General features: G+C 69.5%; 23 protein-coding genes. 5 read left to right on the top strand and 18 right to left on the bottom strand.

The features are described from left to right. The 4 genes from E3O60_RS17270 to E3O60_RS17255 all read left to right on the top strand — a co-directional run bounded on the left by E3O60_RS17270 (position 1) and on the right by E3O60_RS17255 (position 2,904). Positions 1 to 468 (top strand): GNAT family N-acetyltransferase, encoded by a 468-nt coding sequence (locus E3O60_RS17270; protein WP_088455218.1) that lies wholly within the window; start codon positions 1 to 3, stop codon positions 466 to 468. A 39-nt stretch (positions 469 to 507) separates the two neighbouring features. Then, positions 508 to 1,605, top strand: coding sequence for an AI-2E family transporter (locus tag E3O60_RS17265; protein ID WP_134498774.1), 1,098 nt, complete (start codon positions 508 to 510; stop codon positions 1,603 to 1,605). 79 nt (positions 1,606 to 1,684) lie between these two features. After that, on the top strand, positions 1,685 to 2,590 hold the full coding sequence (locus E3O60_RS17260) for a hypothetical protein (RefSeq protein WP_088455216.1): 906 nt from the start codon (positions 1,685 to 1,687) through the stop codon (positions 2,588 to 2,590). Next, complete coding sequence (locus tag E3O60_RS17255; protein ID WP_088455215.1) at positions 2,590 to 2,904, top strand: transcriptional regulator; 315 nt, start codon at positions 2,590 to 2,592, stop codon at positions 2,902 to 2,904. The genes E3O60_RS17260 and E3O60_RS17255 overlap by 1 nt, the downstream gene beginning before the upstream one ends. A 50-nt stretch (positions 2,905 to 2,954) precedes the next feature. Here E3O60_RS17255 and E3O60_RS17250 read toward each other — a convergent pair whose 3' ends face one another. The 10 genes from E3O60_RS17250 to E3O60_RS17205 form a co-directional block, all read right to left on the bottom strand. Beyond that, complete coding sequence (locus tag E3O60_RS17250; protein ID WP_134498772.1) at positions 2,955 to 3,797, bottom strand: alpha/beta hydrolase; 843 nt, start codon at positions 3,795 to 3,797, stop codon at positions 2,955 to 2,957. 63 nt (positions 3,798 to 3,860) lie between these two features. Continuing rightward, positions 3,861 to 5,195, bottom strand: a complete 1,335-nt coding sequence (locus tag E3O60_RS17245; protein WP_134409440.1) for an APC family permease — start codon at positions 5,193 to 5,195, stop codon at positions 3,861 to 3,863. Positions 5,196 to 5,354: 159 nt separating this feature from the next. Further along, a complete protein-coding gene (locus tag E3O60_RS17240; RefSeq protein WP_198414931.1) occupies positions 5,355 to 6,326 on the bottom strand; it encodes a nucleoside hydrolase in 972 nt (323 codons plus the stop codon). Between the two features lie 215 nt (positions 6,327 to 6,541). After that, complete coding sequence (locus tag E3O60_RS17235) at positions 6,542 to 7,354, bottom strand: SDR family NAD(P)-dependent oxidoreductase (protein ID WP_134498770.1); 813 nt, start codon at positions 7,352 to 7,354, stop codon at positions 6,542 to 6,544. Then, a complete protein-coding gene (locus E3O60_RS17230; protein WP_088455210.1) occupies positions 7,354 to 8,610 on the bottom strand; it encodes a thiolase family protein in 1,257 nt (418 codons plus the stop codon). Before E3O60_RS17230 ends, E3O60_RS17235 begins: the two co-directional genes overlap by 1 nt. Before the next feature lie 9 nt (positions 8,611 to 8,619). Continuing rightward, positions 8,620 to 9,237, bottom strand: coding sequence for a hypothetical protein (locus tag E3O60_RS17225; RefSeq protein ID WP_134409438.1), 618 nt, complete (start codon positions 9,235 to 9,237; stop codon positions 8,620 to 8,622). Positions 9,238 to 9,348: 111 nt separating this feature from the next. Continuing rightward, positions 9,349 to 10,617, bottom strand: a complete 1,269-nt coding sequence (locus tag E3O60_RS17220; RefSeq protein WP_088455208.1) for an ammonium transporter — start codon at positions 10,615 to 10,617, stop codon at positions 9,349 to 9,351. A 158-nt stretch (positions 10,618 to 10,775) separates the two neighbouring features. Beyond that, positions 10,776 to 11,573: an RNA methyltransferase gene (locus E3O60_RS17215; RefSeq protein WP_134498768.1), complete on the bottom strand. Its 798-nt coding sequence runs from the start codon at positions 11,571 to 11,573 to the stop codon at positions 10,776 to 10,778. Positions 11,574 to 11,681: 108 nt separating this feature from the next. Continuing rightward, positions 11,682 to 13,163: an NAD-dependent succinate-semialdehyde dehydrogenase gene (locus E3O60_RS17210; RefSeq protein ID WP_134498766.1), complete on the bottom strand. Its 1,482-nt coding sequence runs from the start codon at positions 13,161 to 13,163 to the stop codon at positions 11,682 to 11,684. A 73-nt stretch (positions 13,164 to 13,236) separates the two neighbouring features. Then, positions 13,237 to 13,686, bottom strand: a complete 450-nt coding sequence (locus E3O60_RS17205; protein ID WP_198415735.1) for a MarR family winged helix-turn-helix transcriptional regulator — start codon at positions 13,684 to 13,686, stop codon at positions 13,237 to 13,239. A gap of 105 nt (positions 13,687 to 13,791) precedes the next feature. On the opposite strand from E3O60_RS17205, the gene E3O60_RS17200 reads away from it, so the two are divergent. Further along, positions 13,792 to 15,021, top strand: coding sequence for an amidohydrolase family protein (locus E3O60_RS17200; RefSeq protein WP_088455205.1), 1,230 nt, complete (start codon positions 13,792 to 13,794; stop codon positions 15,019 to 15,021). A gap of 17 nt (positions 15,022 to 15,038) precedes the next feature. On the opposite strand, the gene E3O60_RS17195 is transcribed toward E3O60_RS17200, so the two are convergent. The 8 genes from E3O60_RS17195 to E3O60_RS17160 form a co-directional block, all read right to left on the bottom strand. Then, a complete protein-coding gene (locus tag E3O60_RS17195; protein WP_088455204.1) occupies positions 15,039 to 15,515 on the bottom strand; it encodes a hypothetical protein in 477 nt (158 codons plus the stop codon). Between the two features lie 74 nt (positions 15,516 to 15,589). After that, positions 15,590 to 16,456 (bottom strand): anti-sigma factor domain-containing protein, encoded by an 867-nt coding sequence (locus E3O60_RS17190; protein ID WP_134498764.1) that lies wholly within the window; start codon positions 16,454 to 16,456, stop codon positions 15,590 to 15,592. Beyond that, positions 16,443 to 17,018, bottom strand: a complete 576-nt coding sequence (locus E3O60_RS17185) for an RNA polymerase sigma factor (protein ID WP_240632366.1) — start codon at positions 17,016 to 17,018, stop codon at positions 16,443 to 16,445. The genes E3O60_RS17190 and E3O60_RS17185 overlap by 14 nt, the downstream gene beginning before the upstream one ends. A 153-nt stretch (positions 17,019 to 17,171) precedes the next feature. Further along, complete coding sequence (locus E3O60_RS17180; RefSeq protein ID WP_088455202.1) at positions 17,172 to 18,008, bottom strand: class F sortase; 837 nt, start codon at positions 18,006 to 18,008, stop codon at positions 17,172 to 17,174. 28 nt (positions 18,009 to 18,036) lie between these two features. After that, positions 18,037 to 18,867 (bottom strand): DUF4397 domain-containing protein, encoded by an 831-nt coding sequence (locus E3O60_RS17175; protein WP_134481208.1) that lies wholly within the window; start codon positions 18,865 to 18,867, stop codon positions 18,037 to 18,039. Between the two features lie 204 nt (positions 18,868 to 19,071). Continuing rightward, positions 19,072 to 19,668: an isochorismatase family protein gene (locus tag E3O60_RS17170; RefSeq protein WP_088455200.1), complete on the bottom strand. Its 597-nt coding sequence runs from the start codon at positions 19,666 to 19,668 to the stop codon at positions 19,072 to 19,074. Between the two features lie 28 nt (positions 19,669 to 19,696). Next, positions 19,697 to 21,124, bottom strand: a complete 1,428-nt coding sequence (locus tag E3O60_RS17165) for a D-alanyl-D-alanine carboxypeptidase/D-alanyl-D-alanine-endopeptidase (protein WP_134498762.1) — start codon at positions 21,122 to 21,124, stop codon at positions 19,697 to 19,699. Positions 21,125 to 21,887: 763 nt separating this feature from the next. Further along, on the bottom strand, positions 21,888 to 22,874 hold the full coding sequence (locus E3O60_RS17160) for a Gfo/Idh/MocA family protein (protein ID WP_134498760.1): 987 nt from the start codon (positions 22,872 to 22,874) through the stop codon (positions 21,888 to 21,890). Positions 22,875 to 22,934 lie beyond the last annotated feature (60 nt).

The following is a 22,934-nucleotide window of genomic DNA, read 5'->3' as shown; positions in this document are numbered from 1 at the left end:
ATGATTCAGATTGCGCGTGAGACCCCGACCCGGACGGACGTGCTGCTGTTGCTGGACGAGCACCTGGCCGACATGTTCGCCACCTCACCGGCCGAGAGCGTGCACGCCCTGGACCACTCGGCACTGTCGGCGCCGGAGGTCTCGTTCTGGACGGCCCGGGAGGACGGCGTCCTTCTCGGCTGCGGGGCCCTGAAACAGCTGACCCCCACCGAGGGTGAGATCAAGTCGATGCGCACCGCCCCGGCCGCGCGCGGACGGGGCATCGCCGCGGCCCTCCTCGGCGAGATCGTGAACGCGGCCCGGCACCGCCGGTACGAGCGGCTCTACCTCGAGACCGGCAGCCAGGACTTTTTCGCGCCGGCCAGGCGGCTCTACGACCGGCACGGCTTCACCGAGTGCGCCCCGTTCGCGGACTACGTTCTCGACCCGCACAGCACCTTCATGCGTCTCGATCTCGCCGGCGGCTGAACGCCGACCGGTGCCCGGGCACGGGAGTAGGTTGACGCCGTGACCACACTGCAACGGAAGGACCGGCTCCGCGAACGCCTCGGAACCGGTGCGAACGCCTTCGCCAACCATCCATTTCGATGGGCCTTCGTCGCCACTCTCGGCGTGCTGGCGGCTCTGGTAATCGCCGCCGCCGTCGCCGGCATCGGGACCGTGGTCTTCTCGGTGTTCGCTGCCGCGTTCATCACCCTCGGCCTGGATCCGTTGGTGCGGTGGTTCGAACGTCGCGGCATGAAGCGCGGAGGTGCGATCCTCACTGTGAACCTGCTTTTTGTGCTGGTCATCGTCGGCATGCTCTCGGTGGTCCTGCCGCTCGTCATCGGCCAGGCCGTCGCCTTCGTGAACGGCCTGCCGGCGATGCTGGCCGATCTGCGCGCCGAAGACTGGTTCCAGCAGGCGTCGTCGGGCAGCGGCGGACTGCTCACGAATATCTACTCCGGCGTGGTCGACTTCCTCACGGACCCGGCCACCTGGACCGGGATCGGCGGCGGTCTCCTGCAAGTCGGCGTCGCGGTGATCAGTGCGATCTCGACGGCAACGTTCATTTTCATCCTGACCATCTACTTCACAGCCACGCTGGACTCCTCCAAAGCGGCGATCTACACCCTGGTCTCCGCGTCGCACCGCGAACGGGTGGTGGGGCTGGCCGAGCGAATCATGCAGAACATCGGCCGGTACCTCAGCGGCATGGTGGTGTTGGCGTTCCTCAACGCCACCTTCAGCCTCATCCTGTTGACCCTGGTCGGCAACCCGTTCGCGCTGGTCATCTCGGTCTCCGCGTTTTTCATCACCCTGATCCCCCTGATCGGCACGGTGTTGACGACGGCGTTCATGACGATCCTCACGCTGTTCGTTTCGCCGACCGCGGCGCTTGTCGTGCTGATCGCCATGCTCATTTATATGCAGATCGAGGCGTACATTCTCACCCCGAGGGTCATGAGCAAGGCGGTCAATGTTCCCGGCTCCATCGTGCTCATCGCCGCCCTCGCCGGCGGCACGCTCGCCGGCCTGCCCGGGGCGCTCGTCGCCATCCCCGTCGCGGCCGGCATTCTGCTGATCCTCAAGGAAGTGGTCATCCCCGCCAAGGCGCTCAGCTGAGTAACATCCACTTGCTAACTGGCAAGTAAATGCTACATTGACAGTGCGGCAGGGCCGTCGCGGTAATCGGGGGGACATCATGAGCAACCAGCACACGAGTGACAGCGCACAGCCAGGCGCGGCTGCGGCGGCGAAGCTCCTGCAGGCCAGTGACGCGGTCGGCGACCGGGTTCGTGAGGCCATCGATGCCCGCACCCAGGCAATCGTCGACGCCTGGATGGCCGTGGCCGTTCTGGCGTATTCGCTGGCCTTCGCACTCTCCGGCCTCGGCGGTTTCGACGGCGCGGGCCTCATTCCTGGAGTCGTGCACACCGCCGGCGACGGGCTCAACGTGGGGTTCCTGGTGCTCGCGGGATTCCTCGCTGCCGGCACCCTGACCGACGGACTCACGCAGAGCCAGCGTCGGCCGCGGCGGCCCGGGTCGAAGCGACGCCGCTTCGGCTATTCGATGGCCAGCGTTCTCCCGTTCCTCGCCCTCCTCTACCTGGCGTTCCTGGCGCCCACGCTGCAGTGGCCCGTCGCGCTGATGATTGTGGCCTTTACCGCGGTACCGGTGGTCGTTCTGGCGATTCGCTCAGCGCAGCAGGCCAGGCTGGCCGGAGTTCATCGCCCAGAGCCCGCTCTATCGGGCCTCCTGAGCCCGACCGACCGCGCCGTCACGGTCATCCTGGGTCTGTGGCTGGGCGCGATCGGCATGTTGACCGGAACCCCATTCGGTGTCGCCGGCATCGTCACGGCTGCCGCGTTCTTTCTCGCCATACTCGCCACCCGCACCACCCGCGTGGGCCTGGACCGGCTCACGGAAGACTGGGGCCGCACCCAATGGGCCGCCTTCGGCTGCACCTACCTGTTGATGCTGGGCCTGTCCGTGGTGCTGTCCCGCACCACCTGGGACCTCGGCCTCGTCAGCACCGTCGGAGGTATTCTCATCGCGGCCCCGCTCGTGGTCGCGGCGTTCCGGCCCGCACCCATCTGGGCGGTCTGATGGCGGCACACCACCCCCGCCACAACCTCGATGACGCGCTGCTCACGCCGCTGCGTTTCTCGGTGATGGCGGCGCTCCGACCGGATGTCGAGATTGACTTCGGCACCCTGCGCGACCTGCTCGAGACCGATGATTCGGCGCTGAGCAAGGCCATCAGCACGCTCGGGACGGCGGGCTACCTCGCCGTGCGCAAGGGCTACGTGGGTAACCGGCCGCGCACCTGGATCACCGCCACGTCCGACGGGATCGCGGCCATGCGCACCCACGTCGACGCACTGCAGGCCATCGCCGCCGGGCTGCGGCCGGCGCCCTGATCTCGCGAGCACCGAGCGGGGGTGCCGCGGCACGGCCAGTGCCGGACGGACTATGACCCCGACGAGCCCTCGAGCCAGGCAGTCATGCGCCGGAGGCTGGCCTGGGCGCCCGGGTTCTCCGGCTCGTTCAGGTGGCCGTGCCGGGTTCCCGGCTCTTGGCAGACCGTGACATCGACGCCAGCCAGCGCGAGTTCCGCCGCAAAGGCCTGCCCCGACGCGCGCAGGCTGTCGTGCTCGGAATTCAGGACGAGCGTGGGCGGCAGGCCGGCCAGATCGTGACCGCCGGGGAACGCGTAGGGATTGTCGAGCCCGGCTGGGTCGCCCACGTAGTTGAGGTTCATCGCCCGCACATCGTCGGGCTCGAACCGTGCGTCAGCGGGCAGCACCGCGATCTTCTGCGCGAGTTCGGTGCTGGGTTCCGGCAGGACGCTGTGCACGAGCGGGTAGGCCAGCAGCAGCGACGCCGGCTGTGCGCCGCCGGCGTCCCGCAGCCGCAGCGCCACCCCCGCGGCGAGGGCGCCTCCCGCACTCGCCCCGCCCAACGACAGCCGGTCGGCGTCGATGCCGTACGCGGTCGCCTGATCGGCGGCCCAGCAGAAGGCCGCGGCGACCTCCTCGGACGCCACCGGGAAGAGCACCCCGTCGCGGGCCGGTTCGCTGTCAGTCAGGGCCGCCGACACCGGTGCCAGCCGATATCCGACGCTGATCACGGTGATGCCGCGCGCCGCGAGCTGTTGGGACACCCAGTGCGCCTCGGGCATCTCCAGGTCGCCCCACGCGAAGCCACCCCCGTGCGCCCAGACCAGTGCCGGGCTCTGTTCCGACCCGGCGGCGGCGCGATAGACACGAATCGGGATGGCACCGTACGGGCCTGTAATCGTCAGGGAATCCATGGCTCTGATCCTCCCAGCTGCTGCCGTACCGGCGGCCACTCGACACGCTCGCGACCCGCGGGGTCAGGACCGGGCGCGGCGGCCGAGCTTCGTTGCGGCGTAGAGCAGGCAGCCGACCGCGACGATGATGCCGCTGCGCAGCCAGACTTCACCGCTCTGCTGCGTGAGCAGAACGAGGCAGGAAAGCGCGCCCAGAATTGGCAGCACGCTCCAGGCCCGGAAGTGCTCGTGTTCGACCTTCTCCCGGCGGAGGACAAGAACGGCGATGTTCGTGCTGAGGAACACCAGCAGCAACAGCAACACCACGGTCTCTGCCAGCGTCGCGATACTCCCGGTGGCGGTGAGCACCATCGCGAGGGCCGTGGTGATCACGATCGCCACCCACGGTGTGCCCCGGCCCGGCAGCACCTTGGCGAACACCGACGGCAGTAGGCCCTGCACACCCATCCCGTAGGCCAGTCGGCTGGACATGATCATGGTGAGCAGCGCACCATTCGCAACCGCCACCAACGCGATCAGGCTGAACAGCCAGGCCGGGATGCCCACGCCCGTTGCCTGGATGACGGTGAGCAGCGGACCGGTGGATTCCTTCAGGTCGGCGGCCGGCACGGCCACCGATGCCGCCGTGCCCACCAGCAGGTACAGGATGCCGGCCGTCGCCAACGCGCCGAACAACGCCTTCGGGTACACCCGCGATGGGTTCTTGACCTCTTCGATCACGTTGGCGCTGGTCTCAAACCCCACAAAGGAGTAGTACGCCAGCAGCGCGGCACCGAAGACCGCAATCACCGGGTTCGCGGTGGATTCGAAGGTGACCGCCCGGCTGAGGTCTCCCCCGCCGCCGGAGAACATCACGGCGACCGCGACGACGACGAGCACCAGGCCGGTGGTCTCGATGACTGTCATCACCAGGTTCGCCCGCACCGATTCCTTGATGCCCCGGGCGTTGAGCAACCCGGCGGCGGCGAGGAAGAGCACCGCGCCGAGCACCGGCGGAATGTCGATGAACGTGCCGAGGTAGTCGCCCGCGAACGCGAGAGCGAGGCCGGCGGCGCTGACCACGCCGGCCGCGAGCATGCAGAAGCCGACGAGGAACGCGATGAGCGGCTTCTTGTAGGCGCGTTCCGCGAACACCGCGGAGCCTCCCGCCCGGGGGTACTTCGTGACGAGCTCGGCATAGGACGCCGCGGTGAGCAGGGCGAGGCCCAGGGCGACGAGCATCGGCACCCAGGTCACGCCGCCGACCTCGCCGGAGATCTGGCCCACCAGCGCGTAGATGCCCGCCCCCAGCACATCGCCCAGGATGAACAGGTACAACATCTTGCCGGAGATGTTGCGCTTGAGTGCCGGCTGGGTTGCGCCTTCTCGCGGGTCGGTGCTGGCGTTTTGCTGTGTCATTCCGATACTTTAACCCGCGCCGCCCATCCCGTGGCTACCGAAAAGACCGAACGAAATCGACCCAGCTTTGCGGGCAACTGTTACCGCACCGGACAATTGTGGCCGGTGTGCCGGCCACAATTGTCCGCACGGGGAACAGTTGGCGGCGACGCGGGTCCGTCAGCCCGCGGCGTGGGCGGCGAGCTTGGCGGTGAAGTCGGAGAACAACAGCCGCAGGTCGAGCCGGGTGTACACCCGCATCGGCCGGGGACCCTGCCGCGGGATGAAGTCGTACGACCCGTCGGCGCGGATGCGCGGCACCGTGCGGGTGACGTACGCACTCGACGAGGGGTCCGCCGCGAACGAGGACTGCAGCGCAGTCAGCAGCACGAGCGGGCTGTCGCCCAGGATGTACGTCTCGCCGAGCGGCGGGCCGTCGGCGCCGACTATCGCGGCAACCCCCGCGAGGGCGTCGTAGAGGTGCGATCCGATGGCGCCGTGCGGTCGAACATCCGTGAGCAGCTCGGCCCAGGAGAAAAGCGCCTGCCGGTACGCATCCCGGGGCACCTGCCAGATCGGCATGAACGAGTCGAAGATCACCCGGGCGGCGGAGATGTCGATGGCCAGGTTGTATTCCGGGCCGTGCGTTCCGGGCGGCGGCACGGCCAGGCCGTCGTGCTCCGGCCCGCCGATCCAGACCAGGGTGAGCCGGGTCGCGATGCGCGGCTCGAACAGGTACGCGCTGGCGATCTCGGTGAGCCCGGCCCCGCAGGCCACGAACAGCGGCAGATCGGTGTCGGTGCGCATGGCCTCGGCGATGATCGCATCCGTAGCCGCGGAGCGAACCGGCGAGAGCGGGTCGGTCATGCCCAGGTTGGACCCGGCCAGCACGGGGATCGTGCCGGCGCGGCCGAGCAGCTCGAGCACGGTGCGGGCGGCCTCTGCGGCGTTGTCGGCGGTCTGCTCGGACGGGTCGAACGGGTCGCCGGGCCTGAGGTGCGACCCGATGATCGCGCGGATCTCCACGGAGGGCGACAGGACGTGGTGGGCCAGCTGCACCAGGCCGTCGGGATCGCCGGAGAAGTCGTTGTCGATGATCACTCGGGCGCGCGGTTGCACGACCCGGCGCAGCTCGGTCTCGAATGAGGTCAACGCCGGCACCTTCCCTGAGGGGGTTTTTCTGACGAGTGTAGTGGTCGCGGCGGTGCGGCTCGCGGCACGTGTTCGGGGTCGCGGCACGGGGTCGATCCCGCGGCACGTGTTGGGGATCGCGGCAGGTGGGAGAACACCTGCCACCGGAAATGCCCCGTGCCACCGCACTCGCGTCGTGCCGCCGGGACAACGGCGTGCCACGAGAACCGGTGCGGCTACTGCGGCGCCATCCGGATGCCGCCGTCCAGGCGGATGGTCTCGCCGTTGAGCATCGGGTTCTCCACGATGTGGCGCACCAGGGCGGCGTACTCGGCGGGGTCGCCGAGCCGGGCCGGATGCGGCACCTGGGCGCCGAGCGACGCCCGGGCTTCGGCGGGCAGGCCCTGCAGTAACGGGGTGTCGAACAGTCCGGGCGCGATGGTCACGACCCGGATGAGCGAGCGCGCGAACTCCCGAGCCAACGGCAAGGTCATCGCCGCGACCCCGCCCTTCGATGCGGCATAGGCCGCCTGACCGATCTGGCCGTCGAACGCGGCGACGGATGCCGTATTCACGATGACGCCTCGCTCCGGGGTGCCACCCGCCGCGGTTGCTCCCACAGCGTCCACCGGCTCGGTGGCCTGCATGGCCGCGGCAGCCAGGCGCACCACGTTGAAAGTGCCGAGGAGGTTCACCCGCAGCACCCGTTCGAAGTCGGCCAAGGCCATCGGGCCCTGCCGGCCGACGGTGCGCGCCGCGGGCGCGATGCCTGCACAGTTGACCACGATCCGCAGTGGGGCCACGGCTCCGGCGGCCTCGACCGCGGCCTGCACATCGGTCTCCACGGTGACATCCCCCGGCAGGAATATCGGCGACCGCGGTGCAGAACCTGGCGCCGCAGCCAGCTCGGCCGCCCGCTCTGGGCCCGCCGAACTCGCGAGGTCGAACAGCACGACGTGCGCGCCGGCCTCGTGCAGGGCCCGCGCGGTGGCCAGTCCGAGGCCGGAGGCGGCGCCGGTGACGAGTGCGGAGCATCCGTTTATGCGCATCAGAGTCGTTCGATGATGGTGGCGTTGGCCATGCCGCCGCCCTCGCACATGGTCTGCAGGCCGTAGCGACCGCCGCCGGACTCGAGGGTGCCGAGCAGGGTGCCCAGCAGCCGGGTGCCCGAGGACCCCAAAGCGTGACCGAGGGCGATCGCGCCGCCGCTGGCGTTGAGCTTCTCGAGGTCGGCGCGCAGTTCGCGCTGCCAGACCAGCGGCACGCAGGCGAAGGCCTCGTTGACCTCGTAGGCGGCGAGGTCGTCGATGCCGAGGCCGGTGCGGGCCAGGATGCGCCGGGTGGCGGGGATCACGCCGGTGAGCATCAGCAGCGGGTCACTGCCGGTGACCGCGAAGCTGTGGAACCGAGCCCGGGGGGTGAGGCCCAGCGCGGCGGCGCGGCTGGCGCTCATGATCAGGGCGGCGGAGGCGCCGTCGGTGAGGGGCGAGGAGTTGCCGGCGGTGATCTGCCAGTCCACCTCGGGGAACCGGGCGGCGAGCTCGTCGGTGCGGAATGCCAGCGGCAGCTCGGCGAGGGTCTCGACGGTGCTGCGCCGCCGGATGGTCTCGTCGCCGATGACCTGGCGGCCGTCGGGCAGGGTGACCGGCAGCAGCGTCGCATTGAAGTCGCCTCGCGCGGCGGCCTCGGCGGCGAGCCGGTGTGAGCGGGCGGCGTACGTGTCGAGTTCGGTGCGGGTGAGACCCCATTTGGCGCTGATCAGCTCGGCGGAGACGCCCTGACCGACCAGGCCCTGCGGGTAGCGGGCGTGCATCAGGCGGCCGTGCGGGTCCTGGCTGATGATCGCGGATGCGGGCGAGCCCCAGCCCTCGGAGCGGCCGGCCGCGTCGGAGCCGCCGGCCGGGGTGGGTCCGCCCGCGGAACCCAGCGGGATGCGGCTCATCGATTCGACCCCGCAGGCGATGACGATGTCATAGCTGCCGGCGAGCACACCCTGCGCGGCGAAGGTGGCGGCCTGCTGGCTGGAGCCGCACTGCCGGTCGATGGTGGTGCCGGGCACCGATTCGGGAAACCCGGCGCTGAGCAGCGCGGTGCGGGTGATGTTGGTGCTCTGCTCACCCACCTGGGTGAGGCATCCGCCGATCACGTCATCGACCAGGGCCGGGTCAAGGTTATTGCGGTTGACCAGGTCCTTCAGCACCCCGGCGAGCAGGTCGGCCGGGTGCACCCCGGAGAGCGCACCGCCGGGCTTACCCCGGCCGGACGGGGTGCGGACAACATCGACGATGACAGCATCATTGCTCATGGCTCCAGCCTATGGGTCCTGGTGAGATCCCGGCCGATGCACGGTGAGCACGTGCGCAGACACGCCCTGCGGACGATGGCTCCGGGTCGCATCCAGCAGCAGCGCCGACCCGGGCGCGGCCTCGGCCCCGTTCACCCGCACGGTGCCGCGCAACGCGAGCAGCAGCTGCGCCCCGGCAGGCAGTTCGGCCTGGGGCGTTAGCGTGCGGATGCTGAACTCCGGCGGTTCGGCGGCGACGGCGAAGGTCAGGACGACGAGGGAACTCGCCCCTGGCGGCCTGAGTTTGGGCCGTTCGAAACACACCGTGGCGGAGCGCACCGGCATGACGTGCGCGCGGCGCAGGACCCGGTTCGATTCGCTATTGCGCACCGCAACCTGCGGGCCGGCGAGGCCGACCACATAGTGGTGGGTGCCAATGGGTCCGACCAGCAGGCCAGCGGAGTCTTTGATCTCGACCACGCGGAGCTGCCAGCGCAGCGTCAGGTCGTGGTCAAGATCGGCCCAGATCTCGCGGGCGCTGCCCCTCCCCTGGTCCAGGGGCTGGCGGGGCAGGTCGGCGAACCGGATGACGCGGGGCGGAGACTGGTCCGCCTCCACGCCGTCATCCTCTTCTGCCGGGATGCTCATCGGTCGTCACGGTCGGGCCGGCCCGGCCCGCCGGGAGCCGACACAAAGATGTGCTGGATGGTTCGCATTTCAACCATCCAGCACATCTCGGTATTACGAAGGACCGGTTACTCAGGCCTTGCTGTCGACGAGGACGTAGCCCTCTTCACCGTGCATCACGGAGTCGATGCCGGCGATCTCGTCTTCGTTCTTCACGCGGAAGCCGATCGTCTTCTCGATCGCGAAGGCGATGCCGAAGGCGAGGACGAACGAGTAGGCGAGAACGGAGAAGGCCGCGATGGCCTGGACGAGCAGCTGGGTGCCGTCGCCGCCCAGGAACAGGCCGGTGCCGTTGGCGAAGAAGCCGAGGTAGAGCGTGCCGATCAGGCCGCCGACGAGGTGGATGCCCACGACGTCGAGCGAGTCATCGAAGCCCAGCTTGAACTTGAGGTCCACAGCGATGGCGCAGACCGCACCGGCGAGGACACCAAGCACAATGGCCCAGATCGGCTGCAGCGAGGCACAGGCCGGGGTGATTGCGACGAGTCCGGCCACGGCGCCGGATGCGGCACCGACCGACGTGGGCTTGCCGTCGCGGATCTTTTCGACCACGAGCCAGGCGAGCAGGGCGGCAGAGGGTGCAGCGATGGTGTTGACGAACGCGAGGGCCGCGGTTCCGTCGGCGGCCAGCTCGGAACCGGCGTTGAAACCGAACCACCCGAACCAGAGCAGACCGGCGCCGAGGAGCACGAAGGGCGGGTTGTGCGGAACGTGCACGCCCTTCTGGAAGCCGACCCGCTTGCCGAGCACCAGGGCGAGGGCGAGGGCTGCGGCGCCGGCGTTGATGTGCACCGCGGTACCACCGGCGAAGTCGATCGCGCCGAGGCCGAAGACCGACTGCAGGCCGTGGGTGATCCAGCCGCCGTAGGAGAAGCTGCCGTCCTCGGCCAGGCCGAAGTTGAAGACCCAGCTGGCGACCGGGAAGTAGACGACCGTCGCCCAGATCGCGGCGAAGATCATCCAGGAACCGAACTTGGCGCGGTCGGCGATGGCGCCGGAGATCAGCGCGACCGTGATGATGGCGAAGGTGGCCTGGAACGCGACGAAGGCCAGCGGCGGGTACATCGCGCCCTCAGGGGTTTCCAGCGCGGCGGTCAGGCCGATGTTGGACCAGTCGATCGCCCACGGCGCGACGGTGCCTTCGGATGCCGGGAACGCGATCGCGTAGCCGTAGATGACCCAGAGCACGCCGATCAGCCCGAGGGCACCGAAGCTCATCATCATCATGCTGATGACGCTCTTGGCCTTGACCAGCCCCCCGTAGAAGAACGCGAGTCCTGGGGTCATGAGCAGGACGAACGCTGCGGAAATCAGCAAGAAAGCTGTATTGCCTTGATCCATTGGAAAAACCTCTCTGCACGGACGCAGCGGCTCGCGTCGGGTAAGACATACCCTGACAGGGCTGTGTTACACCCTCGGCAAAGCTCTGTTTCGAACACGTTGCAGAGAGCGCCCCTGTGTAAACAACAGATGACGTGAGGCTCAGAGGTCGGCGAGAGTCAGCTGGAAAGTGCCCACATCGCGACGGCGCTGGCCGCCGCCACGTTAAGGGAGTCGATGCCGTGTTTCATCGGGATCTGCACCACGGCGTCCGCCGCGGCGAGCGCCTCGTCGGTGAGCCCCTCCCCCTCGGCGCCGAGCAGCAACGCCAGCCTGGCGTGCTGGTCGCCGTGGAAGTCGCGCAGGCTCACCGCATCCGGGGTGAGCGCCAGGGCGGCGACGTGGAAGCCGTGCTCGGTGAGCAGCCGCCGGGTGCTGGGCCAGTCACCCACCCGGGTCCACGGCACCTGCAGCACGGTACCCATCGACACCCGGATGGCCCGACGGTAGAACGGGTCGGAGCAGCGCGGGGTGACCAGGATCGCGTCGGCGCCGATCGCGCCGGCGGAGCGGAAGATGGCGCCGACGTTGGTGGGGTCGGTGACGTTCTCCAGAATCAGGATGCGCCGGGCCTCCGACAGCAGCGCCGCCGGGTCCGGCAGCGCGGGCCGGTGCATCGCGGCGATCAGGCCACGGTGCAGCACGTAACCGGTGAGCTCCGTGAGCAGCTCCCCCGCGCCCACGAACACCGGCACGTCGTCGCCGACGAGAGCCCGGGCCTCGTCGAGGGTGTTCGCCAGGGTGAGCACCGACCGCGGCCGGTGCCCCGCCCGCAGCGCCCGCTCGAGCACCAGCGCGGACTCGGCGATGTACAGGCCGTGCTCGGTGCCGCGCGCCTTCTTCAGCGCCACATCCGTGGACTGGGTGTAGTCGGCCAACCGTGGGTCGCTCAGCTCATGAATCTCGATTATCGGCACCCCAAAAGCCTACCGACGCCCACCCCTCCCTAAACCGTGCGCGAAAGCGGTCACCTGGTTGCGTCAGCCCGCTGAGGTGACCGTGTGACCGCTTTCGCGAGATCTTGTCTAGTCGTAGTCGGCGAAGGGGTCGGGGGTGAGGGTGTATTTGGTGGAGAGGTACTCGTGGATGCCCTCTGAACCGCCCTCCCGGCCGAGGCCGGACTGCTTGACCCCGCCGAACGGGGCGGCCGCGTTGGAGACCACGCCCATGTTCAGCCCCATCATGCCCGTCTGCAGCCGCTCGATCATGCGCTGCCCGCGGGCGAGATCCTGGGTGTACACGTAGCTGACCAACCCGAATTCGGTGTCGTTGGCGATGCGCACGGCATCGTCTTCGTCGTCGAAGGGCACGATCGAGAGCACCGGTCCGAAGATCTCTTCGCGCAGGATGGCGCTGCCCGGCTTCACCCCGCTGATCACGGTGGGCTCATAGAAGGTGCCGGCCCGGTCCAGGGCGCGCCCGCCGGTGAGTAGGGTCGCGCCGCGGCCGAGGGCGTCCTGCACGAGGGTGTCGGCCTTGGCCACGGCATCCGCGTTGATCAGCGGGCCGATCTTGACGCCGGTCTCGGTGCCGCGGCCCACGGTGAAGTCGGTGACGGCCTCGGTGACCCGGCGGGCGAACTCCTCGGCGACGGATGCCTGCACGATGAACCGGTTGGCGGCGGTGCAGGCCTGGCCCACGTTGCGGAACTTCGCGGCCAGGGCGCCCTCGACGGCGCGGTCCATGTCAGCGTCCTCGAAGACCAGGAACGGGGCGTTGCCGCCGAGCTCCATCGAGGTGCGCAGCACGTTCTGCGCGGACTGCTGGATGAGCTTCTGGCCGACGCCCGTGGAGCCGGTGAAGCTCAGCTTCCGCAATCTGGGGTCGGCGATGATGGGCGCGGACACGGCCGCCGACGTAGAGGTGGTGAGCACGTTCACCACACCGGCGGGCAGGCCCACCTCCTCGAACAGCTTGACCAGGTACAGCGTGGTGAGCGGGGTGAGCTCGGCGGGCTTGATCACGACGGTGCAGCCGGCCGCGAGCGCTGGCGCGATCTTGCGGGTCGCCATAGCCAGCGGGAAGTTCCACGGGGTGATCAGGAAACTGGGTCCGACCGGGTGCTGCGACACGATCATGCGCCCGGTGCCCTCGGGGTTGGTGCCGTAGCGGCCGGTGATGCGCACGGCTTCCTCGCTGAACCAGCGCAGGAACTCGCCGCCGTAGCCGACCTCTCCGTAGGCCTCGGCGAGGGGCTTGCCCATCTCCAAGGTCATCAGCAGCGCGAACTCGTGCTTGCGTTCCTGCAGCAGTTCGAAGCTGCGGCGCAGCACCTCGCCGCGCACCCGCGGCGGGGTGGCGGCCCAGGCCTCCTGGGCTTCGACGGCGGCGTCGAGGGCGGCCAGACCGTCGGCGACGCCGGCGTCGGCGATGGTCTTGATCACCTTGCCCGTGGACGGGTCGTGCACGGAAAGGGTGTTCCCGTCGGCGGCGGGCACCCACTGCCCGTTGATGAACAGCTCGTTGGGAACGTGCTGGAGTAGTTCTGCTTCGGTTACGTGCGCCACAAATGCCTCCTGTGAAGTCGTCGACCTCAATCTACTCGGGTGCCCCGGCCGGACCCCGAATCGACGGCGATTGTCAGGCGTGCCGACCACTGTCGTCGGCGTACCGGGTCAGGAGCCGCGCGAACTCGAGACGATCGGCGTCGGTCCAGGCCGAGGTGATCTGTTCGAAGGTCTCGCGTTGCAGGCGGCTGAAACGATCGCGGAGCTCGACACCTCCCGGCGCCAGTCTCAGCACGGTCCGGCGCCCGTCGGCAGCGGATGCGGCGCGCTGGAGGTAGCCGGAATCAATGCAGTCGGTGACCATGCGGCTCGCGACCGACGGATCCACGTTCAGCTGGTCGGCGACGGCACCGACAGTCATCTCCCCGTCTGCTTCGTCGACCACGTTGATGATGAGGTTGCGGGTGAGGTCGCGCTTGGTCATACCGTGGTCGGTCAGTGCTTGATTCGTGCGGCGGCGCAGGCGCGAGAACGCGGCACCGACGTCATCGAGGAGAGCGTCTGGGGTTTTGTTCGGATCCACACCCCGAGTCTAGCCTTACATGCGTGTTTGCATATCCATGCTGTTATGCACATACTTGTGAGTGCGCATCCATTTGAGCTGCCGCAGAACATCAAAGGAGACCTCGTGTCCGTCACCGCCATCATCCATGCACGTGTTTTCGACGGTGAGAACACCACCGAGAATCAGACCGTCATCATCGACGGGTCCACAATCGTCGGCGTCGGCGGGCCCGTCCCGGCCGGGGCACAGATCGTCGATGCGACGGGCGCGACCCTGCTCCCCGGCCTGATCGACGCTCACGTGCACACCTCGCCGGACTCGCTCAGGCTCGCTCTGGCCTTCGGCGTGACCACCGAGCTGGAGATGCAGGGCACGTCGACCAGGTTCAATCGCGCGCACATCTCCGCCGACGACACGCTGGCGGATGTGCGCTCGGCCGGCTTCGGGATCACTCCCCCCGGTGGCCACCCCAGCGAGCTCTTCCCCAAGGGTGACCGCCCCACCGACGACGACGACCCGGAGCCGGCCGACGGAGCCCCGGCCTTCGTGATGCCGTTCTCCACGACGCCGGCCGAGGCCGTCGCGTTCATCCCACAGCTGCTGGCCGGCGGGTCGGACTACATCAAGTTCATGGTCGACGACGGCAGCGTCGAGGGCCACCCCGGACTGCCCATCCTGGATCAGGCCACCCTCGACGCCGGTGTCGCGGAAGCACATCGCCTGGGAGCGCTCACCGTTGCGCATGCGCTCACCGTCGACGCCACCCGGATGGCCATCGACGCCGGCATTGACGGGCTGGCGCACCTGTTCATGGACCGCCCGCATACCCCGGAGATCATCGATGCCATCGCCGAATCGGGTGCTTTCGTGGTCGCCTGTGTGGTCCTGAACGCATCCATGATGGGCATCAGCGGCGCGGAATTCGCTGCGGACCCCCGGGTACACACGAAGCTGAGCCCCGAATGGCTCACCACCATCCAGGCCAGCTTCGACCGCTACCCGCAGGGCCGGCTCGGTGACGTGCTCGCGTCGGTGAAGGCCCTGCACGAGGCCGATGTCGACCTGATCGTGGGAACCGACGCATCCGTTGCCGTGCCGTTCCTGGGCGGACTCGCCCACGGAGCCAGCGTGCACCACGAACTCCAGCTCCTCGTGCAGGCCGGGCTGACCCCCGCCCAGGCCCTCACTGCTGCGACATCCACCCCTGCCCGACGCTTCGGGCTCAGCGACCGCGGCCGGATTGCCGAGGGTCTGCGGGCCGACCTGTTGCTCGTCGACGGGGACCCGACAACCAACATCTCCGACACGCTCTCCATCCGTTCGGTGTGGCGGAACGGAACAGCCGCCGTCTGATCACGACGGCGGGTGCGTCACTCCAGGGGCTCGGCGGCGACGTGACGGTCAGAGGGCAGGATGCCCAGGCACAGCAGGAGGGCAATCAGCTGCAACGTCCCCGACACGAAATAGAGCGTGTGCAGGAATGAATACACCGGCAGCAGTGCGACCTCCACGTAGATCCAGATGATCATGCCGAAGCCGGCGACCCCGGCCGCGCCGGTGTACCAGGGCTGCCGCCCGTGCTGCCCGAGCACGGCGAGCGCCTGCGTGCCGCCGATGACCACCAGCAGGATGAACCCGGGGATCACGTAGGAGTCGAACGGGGTGCCGACGAGCCAGCTCATCGGCATCCCCATCCCGTTGCCCACGATCAGGCCGAGCCCGCCGCCCAGCGCTGACAACAGGTTGAACCAGCCCATGACCAGCAGCGCCAGCCACCACAGGCGACGTGGCCGGGGCCGGTCGGTGCCGGGCACGGCGGGGCGAACGGATGCGGGATGGGACGCCATATCGCCATCCTGATCCCCCGGCGTGCGGGTCACAATCCCCCGCCCGGGTTGCGCGACATCAGTCGCGGTGTGGGCTACAGGCCGGTCAGGGTGCCGCGCACTATCGAGTCACCCGAGTGGGCCGGGTTGCCGTCGGCGGGTTCGGCCGAGACGTCCACCACCGGGAACTCGGCCAGGTCGAGGTCCGCCGGGAGGCTGAACCGGCCGGTCGCGCCGTCGAGCAGCCCCACACTGACCAGCCCGGTGGCGTCGGCGGTGAGCAGCCACACCTCGCGCAGCCCCTCGTTGCCGGCATCGTCGGCCAGGTCCACCACGACCTCGCGGCGCCCGTCCGCGGACTCCTCCACCGAGGCACTACCGCTTGCCGTCCAGCCGGGCAGCGCGTCCAGTTGTGCCTGGGCGAGTACGGTCTCCGCGGCCGGTTCGCGGGTCGACTGCCACCAGACCCCGCCCACGATGCCGCCGACGATGCCGACCGCGCAGGCCGCCGCGGCCACGGGCAGCCAGACGCGACGGCGCCGGTGCTGGTCCAGCTGCACAACGGGCGCCGGCTCTCCTGCCGGTTCGGCGCCAGGGCGCTCTGTCCCGCTCGCGGCGCCCGCGGCAGGTCCGACACCAGGGGTCGTGTGCTTTGTCAGGTCGCCGCCGGCCAGGTCCCCGCCGGCCAGACCGGCCGCCGCGAGGTCGACCTCCGCCAGCCGCGGCGGCGCAGCCACCGCGGCGGAGAAGCCGAGGGCCGAGTGGATGCGGCCCCAGACGGCATCCGCGGGTTCGACCAGCTCGACGCTGCCGGCGCTGCGGCCGATCAAGACGGTGCGGCGCAGCGCATCCAGCTCGCCGACGCAGCCCGGGCAGGCGGCCAGGTGCTCGCGTTCGGCGAGAGTGAGGTCGAGCTCGGCGAGCGCGACGAGGGCGAGCGTGTCGCGGTCAAGATGCGTCATCGTTCGCCTCCAATCGAGTGCGCAAGCGGGTAAGGCTGCGGCGGATATGACTTTTCACGGTGCCGAGCGGCAATCCGAGGCTATCGGCGATCTGCACGTGGGTGAGGTCCTCGTAGAACGCGAGTCGCATCACACGTTGCGGCACCGGTTCGAGGCGGTTGAGCTCCTCGCCGATCAGCAGCCGCTCGGCCACGTCGGCGGACTCATCAACCGTGTACAGGTCGGCCTCGTCCACGAGGGACTGTTCGAGGCGCCGCCGCCGGGCGCGGGCGTCGTGCGCGTCGGCGATGGTATGCCGGGCGATGCCCACGATCCAGGCGGGCAACGCCGCCCGACCCTCGTCGAACCCGTGCCGGCCGCGCCACGCGGCGATGAACACCTTCTGCGTCACGTCTTCGGCCTCACCGGTGTCGCCGAGCGAGCGCACCGCCAGGGTGTACACCAGCGACGACCAGCGCGCGTAGGCCTCGGCGAGGGCGTGTTCGTCGCCCGCGCGAAACCCCGCGATCAGGTGGGCCTGGTCACGATCATCGTCGGTGCTGTTCGCAAAGGGGGTGCTCACGTCAACGTGCTGCCTCCGGGATCGGTACCGTGTGGTGCGGGTGTCCATCTCAGCACTCACGACCCGATCGAACCGGCCCGCGAGTGCGACCAGCATAACCACCCCCGGCCTCTGTACGCACGCCCCGTTCGGGCGGTAGGGTCCGACTCACGTTCATGGCGCCGGCACCGCCGTCACGATCACGTTGGACAGGTACCGTCGGGCGTCGTAGTCGAACTCGCCGCCGCAGGTCACCAGTGTGAGCCGCGGCTGACCGGACCTGTCAAACACGCTCGCCCACGGTACCGCCGGCTTTTCCACGCTGTCGACGGATGCCACTGTGTACCGGTGCGCGCCGCCGTCGGCAGTCTCCAACACGATCTCGGTGCCCGCCGGAGCGTCGGCCAGCAGGGCGAACGGGCCGATGTCGTAGACGAGGGAATCCACGTGCGCGGCGACGACGGTGGCGCCGGCCGGGCTGGCGGGGCCGGCGCCGTACCGGTACCAGGCGGCGACGGCGGGGTTCGCCGGCAGGGCCATGGCCGCGTCCTCGGCCAGGCCGACGGCCTCGATCGGCATGTCGATGCCCAACGCGGGCACCCGCACCCGTACCGGAGCGCTGACCGGGCCGGCCAGCCCGGCCAGGTCCGCGGACCGGCGCGGCACATCCGGTACCGCCGGCGGCGGAATCGGAGCCGGCGACGGCACCCGGGCCGGAGCCGAGATTGACGGTTCCTGCCCGGTGCGGCCGGCCCACGGCAGTCCCCCCGGAAGCCCGGCGGAGGCTGGACCGCCCAGACCGGTGAACCCACCGGTCGCCGGGCGTCCCGCCCCGCCGACCCCATCGACGTCGCCCGTTACGGCGAATCCACCGGCGGCAGGATCAGTGCCGCCGATCCCGGAGGCCGGGGCCGCGCATCCGCTGAGCAGGCCCATTATCAGCCCACCCACCAGGACCGGACCGACCACGGCGCGGGTCACAGTGGGCCACCCGAACAGGCTCACCACCATGACCCGCACCTTCCTTGTCAACGACCCGTTACTGCCGCGCCTCGGCGCGCCGGGTGCCGTAAACCGCCGCCGCGCTGATCATCAGCACCAGGGCGATGGCCGCGCCGCCGAACCACAGGCCGGAGCTGTTCCCGGGCTGGTTAGTTGCCACCAGGCCCGCGCTGCCAGCGGGAACGCCGTCAGGGTTGGAGTGCAGCCCGTCGATGGTCTGCACCGCGAGCGCCAGGTTGCTGTCGGTCAGGCTGCCCCAGGCGTACACGATGGTGTTGGTGCCCTCGGCCACGTTCACGTCGGCCGGGCCGATCACCGGGTCGGTGGTTCCGGTCGCGGCCACGGAGGCCGACACCGTGCCGGCCGGCAGGGTCAGCATGGACTCATCGGGGTTGCTCAGGTTGGTGATCACCGCGGTGCCGCCGGCGAGCACGTCCACGGCGGGGGCCGCGGCGACGTGACGCACCGTGAGTCGGCCTTCGCCGGCGCCGACGGTGCTGATGTCGTTGGTGAACAGGGTCGCCGTGGGTGCCCCGGCCGCGTCGAGGTGCGCGGCGGCGGTGTAGTTCTTGCCCGCCTCCAACGAAAGGTCGACCGGACCGATGGCCGGCGAACTCGCGTCCGCGGCATCCGATGCCGTGATCGCCACGGTGTAGGTGCCCGCGGGCAGTTCGAGCGGGCCGGCGATGTCGCCGGGTTCGAAGTTATCCAGGGTGAGTGCGTCGTTCACGTACACGTCGACGGTGAGGCCGGGTACCCCGTGCAGCACGGAGAGCTGGGCGACGTCGGTTGCGGCGTTCGCCGGGGCGATTCCCGCCAGGGCGACAAGGGCGCCGGCTGCGATGCCGACGGTGATGGTCTTGCGCATGGTTTCCTCCAGTCAGTGGAACGAGAGCGGGAACCTGTCGGTTTCCCGTTACCCGTTACTTCCGGAGGACTCCCTCATTCGGATGCACCCTGCCGAGAAAATTTCTCAAGCAGTGGGCCTCGCATCCAGTTGCAGCAAAGTGCCCCTTCGACGCTCGCGAAGGGGCACGGTCCGGCACGTCGCCGGCAGATGCGGACGCGCGTGTCAGGCCTGCTCGACGACCTCCGAGGTAGCCAGCACCGCACCGGCGTGCGCGAGTTCGGCCAAGGCCTTCTCGCTGGACTCCGGTGCCACTCCGGCGATGAGGTCGGTGAACACCCGCACCTGCTGGCCGTGCTCGAGGGCATCCAGCCCCGAGGCGCGCACACAGAAGTCGGTGGCCAGGCCGACCAGGTCCACGTGTGTCACGCCGGCGGCGATGAGCAGCTCGCCGAACTTCTCGCCCGACCCGTCGACGCCCTCGAAGATCGAATAGCCCGGCTGGCCCTGCCCCTTGAGGATGTGCACCGTCGACTCCGGCAGCGTCAGCGCCGCGTGGTACTCCGCGCCGGTGGTGTCGGCGACACAGTGCGCCGGCCAGGTGTCCACGAAGTCGGGTTCGGCATCCACCGCGAAGTGGCCGTTGTTGCCGCCTTCGGCGTCGTGCCAGTCACGGGAGGCGAAGATGTGCCCGTAGGTGTTCGGATGCGCCGCCAGCAGGGCGCTGATCGCCCCGGCCACGGCGGCCCCGCCGTCAACCGCGAGGGCGCCGCCCTCGGTGAAGTCGTTCTGAACGTCGATGATGATCAGTGCGCGGGTCACGGATGCACTCCTGTCGGTTGAAAGTCACTTAGGTGTTCGAGAGGTTGTTTCCGCAGCGGAAAAACCCTGTCGTGATGGTATCGATCGCCTGCTTCGCATTATCACCCACATCACCCAGCGCGTATACGGCGAAGGTGAGGGTGCTGCCGTCGCCGGCCTTGATGATGCCGGCGAGGGTGTAACCGGTGTCGATCCAGCCGGTCTTGGCGAACACGGCGCCATCGGCATCCGCGTTGCCGCCGCTGAACCGGTCGCTGTAGGAGAGCGAGCCTGAGCTGCCGCCGGCGACGGGCAGACCGTCGAAGATCACGCCGAGGCTGCCCTCGCGGGCGTTGATCTTCTGGAACAGCTTGGTGAGGTAGCCGGGTGGCACAGCGTTGTTGTCACTGAGCCCGGAGCCGTCACTGACGCGGATGCCGGTGGTGTCGATGCCGTACTCGGCCAGTCCCGCGAGCACGGCGGGCTGGATGGCGCCGAAGGTGTTGCCGGTGCCGCTCTCCACGGCCACCAGGCGGGCGAGCATCTCGGCGAGCGCGTTGTCGGAGACGATCAGGGACTGCTGGATCAGGGTGGACACCGGTTGGGACTGCACGGCGGCGAGCTGGCCGGCGCCGGCCGGGGCGGTGCCGACACTCACGGTGGGGTCGCCGCCAAGCTCGTCGGCGAACGCGGCGCCGGCCCGCGCCACCGGGTCGTCGCCGCGGGCGGAGGTGCTGTTGTACGGGTTGTCCCGGTCGCCGTCCACCTGCAGGGCCGTGATCTCGGGCATGTACCCCTGGGTCTGTTCCTTGCGGTCCCAGCTGGGCTCCCAGGCCGGGTCGCCGAAGTAGCTGGAGTCCAGCAGCACGGAGGTGATCGCGGTGCCGTCCATCGCCGCCCGGGTCTGTTCGGCGAGATCGTCGAGGTGCGCGGCGCCGGCGTAGAAGGACTCGTCGCCGCTGGGGGTGCTCGAGAGGGTGAGGTCGCCGCCGCCGACGAGCACCACCTGGCCGGGTTTGCTGCCGGCGACCACGGTGGTGGTGGCGCGGTAGTCCGGGCCGAGCACGCTCAGCGCGGCAGCGGAGGTGAGCACCTTGAGCACGCTGGCCGCACGGGATGCGGTGCTGCCGCCCCGGTCGAAGAGGATCTCGCCGGTCTCGGCGTTGACCACCTGGGCCTGGAACTCGCCCAGCCGCTCGTCCGCGGCGAGGTCGGCCACCGAGCAGGTGCGCAGCGGGGCGGTGACGGTGGCGAGGGTCGGGGCGGGCCGCAGCTCCGGGGTGATCGGGGCGGGGGTCGGGGTGGGCGTGGCGGATGCGTCGGGTGCGGCCACGGCGACCGGCTTGGCGTTGCCGCTGGCCGTGCCCGCCCACACGGCGCCGCCGCCGAGCAGCACGAGGGCCACGGCCGCGGCGACGATCAGGCGCAGGGGTGTGCGCGTGGTCTGCTCAGGCACGGACGGTTCGGGGGTATCCACTAACGAAGGTTACCGAGCCGGGGTGGGAGCCCGGCAAGAGCGCCGGGTCCGGGCTGGCGCATCCGCGCTGGCTGGTTGCGGCCTGGCGGCGCGGGTTCGTGGTCACGGCACGGGTTGCTGGTCGCGGCACGGGTTCGTGGTCACGGCACGGGTTCGTGGTCGCGGCACGGGTTCGTGGTCGCGGCACGGGTTCGTGGTCGCGGCACGGGTTCGTGGTCGCGGCGCGGGTTGCTGATCACGGCGCGGGTTGCTGCGCGCGGTTGGGTGCGCGCCCGTGGAAAAGACAAGTGCGCCAGGACAGCAGCGCGAACCATCCGACCGCACGTTACCTCCGTAGGTCTACGCCCCGCCTCGCGGCAAGCGTTAGTGCTCGCGGCACGGGTTACTCCTCGCGGCACGCGTTAGTCCCGGCGGCACGCGTTAGTCCCGGCGGCACGGGATCTACGGTGTGCCGCCGTGAACAAGACCAGCCATGAGGAAGAAAGCATGCCGCGACAGCAACTCGGGACCGCCGACCGCGCCGTACCTCCGCCGGGCCATGCCCGCCCTCGCGGCACGCGCAACTCCTCGCGGCACGCGTTACTCCTCGCGGCACGCGTTAGTCCCGGCGGCACGCGTTAGTCCCGGCGGCACGCGTTATTCCCGGCGGCGCGCGTTATTCCCGGCGGCACGGGGTCTAAGGTGCGCCGCCGAGAACAAGACGTGCCACGAGGAAGAAGGGGTGCCGCGACAGCACAGGACAGATCGGTTGCGCGCCCCAGCCTTAGTCGCCGAGGTAGACCAGGCCGATCTGGGCGCGGATCGCATCGAGGGTCTCCATGATCTGTACGGATTCGCTCGTGGTCAACAGGTCGCTGGCGATCAGGCCCGCCGCCACGAGCCGTTCGGCTTCGGCGGCCTGGAAGTGCATGCCCCGGCCGGTGATGGCGGGCGTCTCGTACGCCTCGACGACCTCGTTGGCGCTGTCGTACACGCGGAACGAGGTGGGCGAGTACCAGACCTCGTCGATGTCGATGCGACCCTCGGTGCCGAGGATGCTGGCGGTGTTGGGCCCCTTGGTGTCGCTCGCGGAGAGCAGCGACGCGATCTGGCCGCCCGGGTAGTGGAAGATCGTGGCGATCTGGGCATCCACCCCGGTGGCCTTGAAGGTGGCAGAGGCGAGGATGGTCTCGGGCGGGCCGAACAGCGCCGAAGCGAACGACACCGGGTAGATTCCGAGGTCGAGCAGCGCGCCGCCGCCCAGTGCCAACGAGTTGATGCGGTGGGCGGGGTCGTCGGGCAGGTCCTGGGTGTGGTCGGCGATCAGGGAGCGCACGTCGCCGAGGCTGCCGGCGGCGAGAATCTCGCGGATGCGCACCATGTGCGGCAGGAAGCGGGTCCACATGGCCTCGAGCACGAGCAGGTTCTTGCTCTCGGCCAGGGCCACCACGGCGCGCGCCTCGGCAGCGTTGAGGGTGATCGGCTTCTCGATCAGGACGTGCTTGCCGGCCTCCAGCGCCAGGGTGGCGTTGGCCGCGTGGAACGGGTGCGGGGTCGACACGTAGATGATGTCGACCTCGGGGTCGGCCACGAGTGCCTCGTAGCTGGGGTGCGCGGTGGGGATGCCGAATTCGGCGGCGAAGGCATCCGCGGATGCCTGACTGCGGGAGCCGACGGCCTGCACGGTGAAGCCGTTCTTCACGAGGTCGCCGGCGAATTGGTGGGCGATTCCGCCCGTGGCCAGGATTCCCCAGCGGAGTGCATCAGTCATGCTGCGAGCCTAGCGAACCCACTCGGCCGCACACCAGAACGGCATGTTATTGTGCCGGTC

The organism is Cryobacterium sp. TMB1-7, from assembly GCF_004402435.1.
Classification (GTDB): domain Bacteria; phylum Actinomycetota; class Actinomycetes; order Actinomycetales; family Microbacteriaceae; genus Cryobacterium; species Cryobacterium zongtaii.
This window is presented reverse-complemented; position numbering and strand designations above follow the sequence as displayed.

Coding starts and splice junctions, on each gene's coding strand:
- E3O60_RS17195 (WP_088455204.1), bottom strand. CDS start 15,515: ATGGCGTCCCATCCCGCATCCGTTCGCCCCGCCGTGCCCGGCACCGAC.
- E3O60_RS17235 (WP_134498770.1), bottom strand. CDS start 7,354: ATGCGCATAAACGGATGCTCCGCACTCGTCACCGGCGCCGCCTCCGGC.
- E3O60_RS17255 (WP_088455215.1), top strand. CDS start 2,590: ATGGCGGCACACCACCCCCGCCACAACCTCGATGACGCGCTGCTCACG.
- E3O60_RS17180 (WP_088455202.1), bottom strand. CDS start 18,008: ATGGTGGTGAGCCTGTTCGGGTGGCCCACTGTGACCCGCGCCGTGGTC.
- E3O60_RS17245 (WP_134409440.1), bottom strand. CDS start 5,195: ATGACACAGCAAAACGCCAGCACCGACCCGCGAGAAGGCGCAACCCAG.
- E3O60_RS17160 (WP_134498760.1), bottom strand. CDS start 22,874: ATGACTGATGCACTCCGCTGGGGAATCCTGGCCACGGGCGGAATCGCC.
- E3O60_RS17225 (WP_134409438.1), bottom strand. CDS start 9,237: ATGAGCATCCCGGCAGAAGAGGATGACGGCGTGGAGGCGGACCAGTCT.
- E3O60_RS17270 (WP_088455218.1), top strand. CDS start 1: ATGATTCAGATTGCGCGTGAGACCCCGACCCGGACGGACGTGCTGCTG.
- E3O60_RS17175 (WP_134481208.1), bottom strand. CDS start 18,867: ATGCGCAAGACCATCACCGTCGGCATCGCAGCCGGCGCCCTTGTCGCC.
- E3O60_RS17190 (WP_134498764.1), bottom strand. CDS start 16,456: ATGACGCATCTTGACCGCGACACGCTCGCCCTCGTCGCGCTCGCCGAG.
- E3O60_RS17260 (WP_088455216.1), top strand. CDS start 1,685: ATGAGCAACCAGCACACGAGTGACAGCGCACAGCCAGGCGCGGCTGCG.
- E3O60_RS17220 (WP_088455208.1), bottom strand. CDS start 10,617: ATGGATCAAGGCAATACAGCTTTCTTGCTGATTTCCGCAGCGTTCGTC.
- E3O60_RS17230 (WP_088455210.1), bottom strand. CDS start 8,610: ATGAGCAATGATGCTGTCATCGTCGATGTTGTCCGCACCCCGTCCGGC.
- E3O60_RS17250 (WP_134498772.1), bottom strand. CDS start 3,797: ATGGATTCCCTGACGATTACAGGCCCGTACGGTGCCATCCCGATTCGT.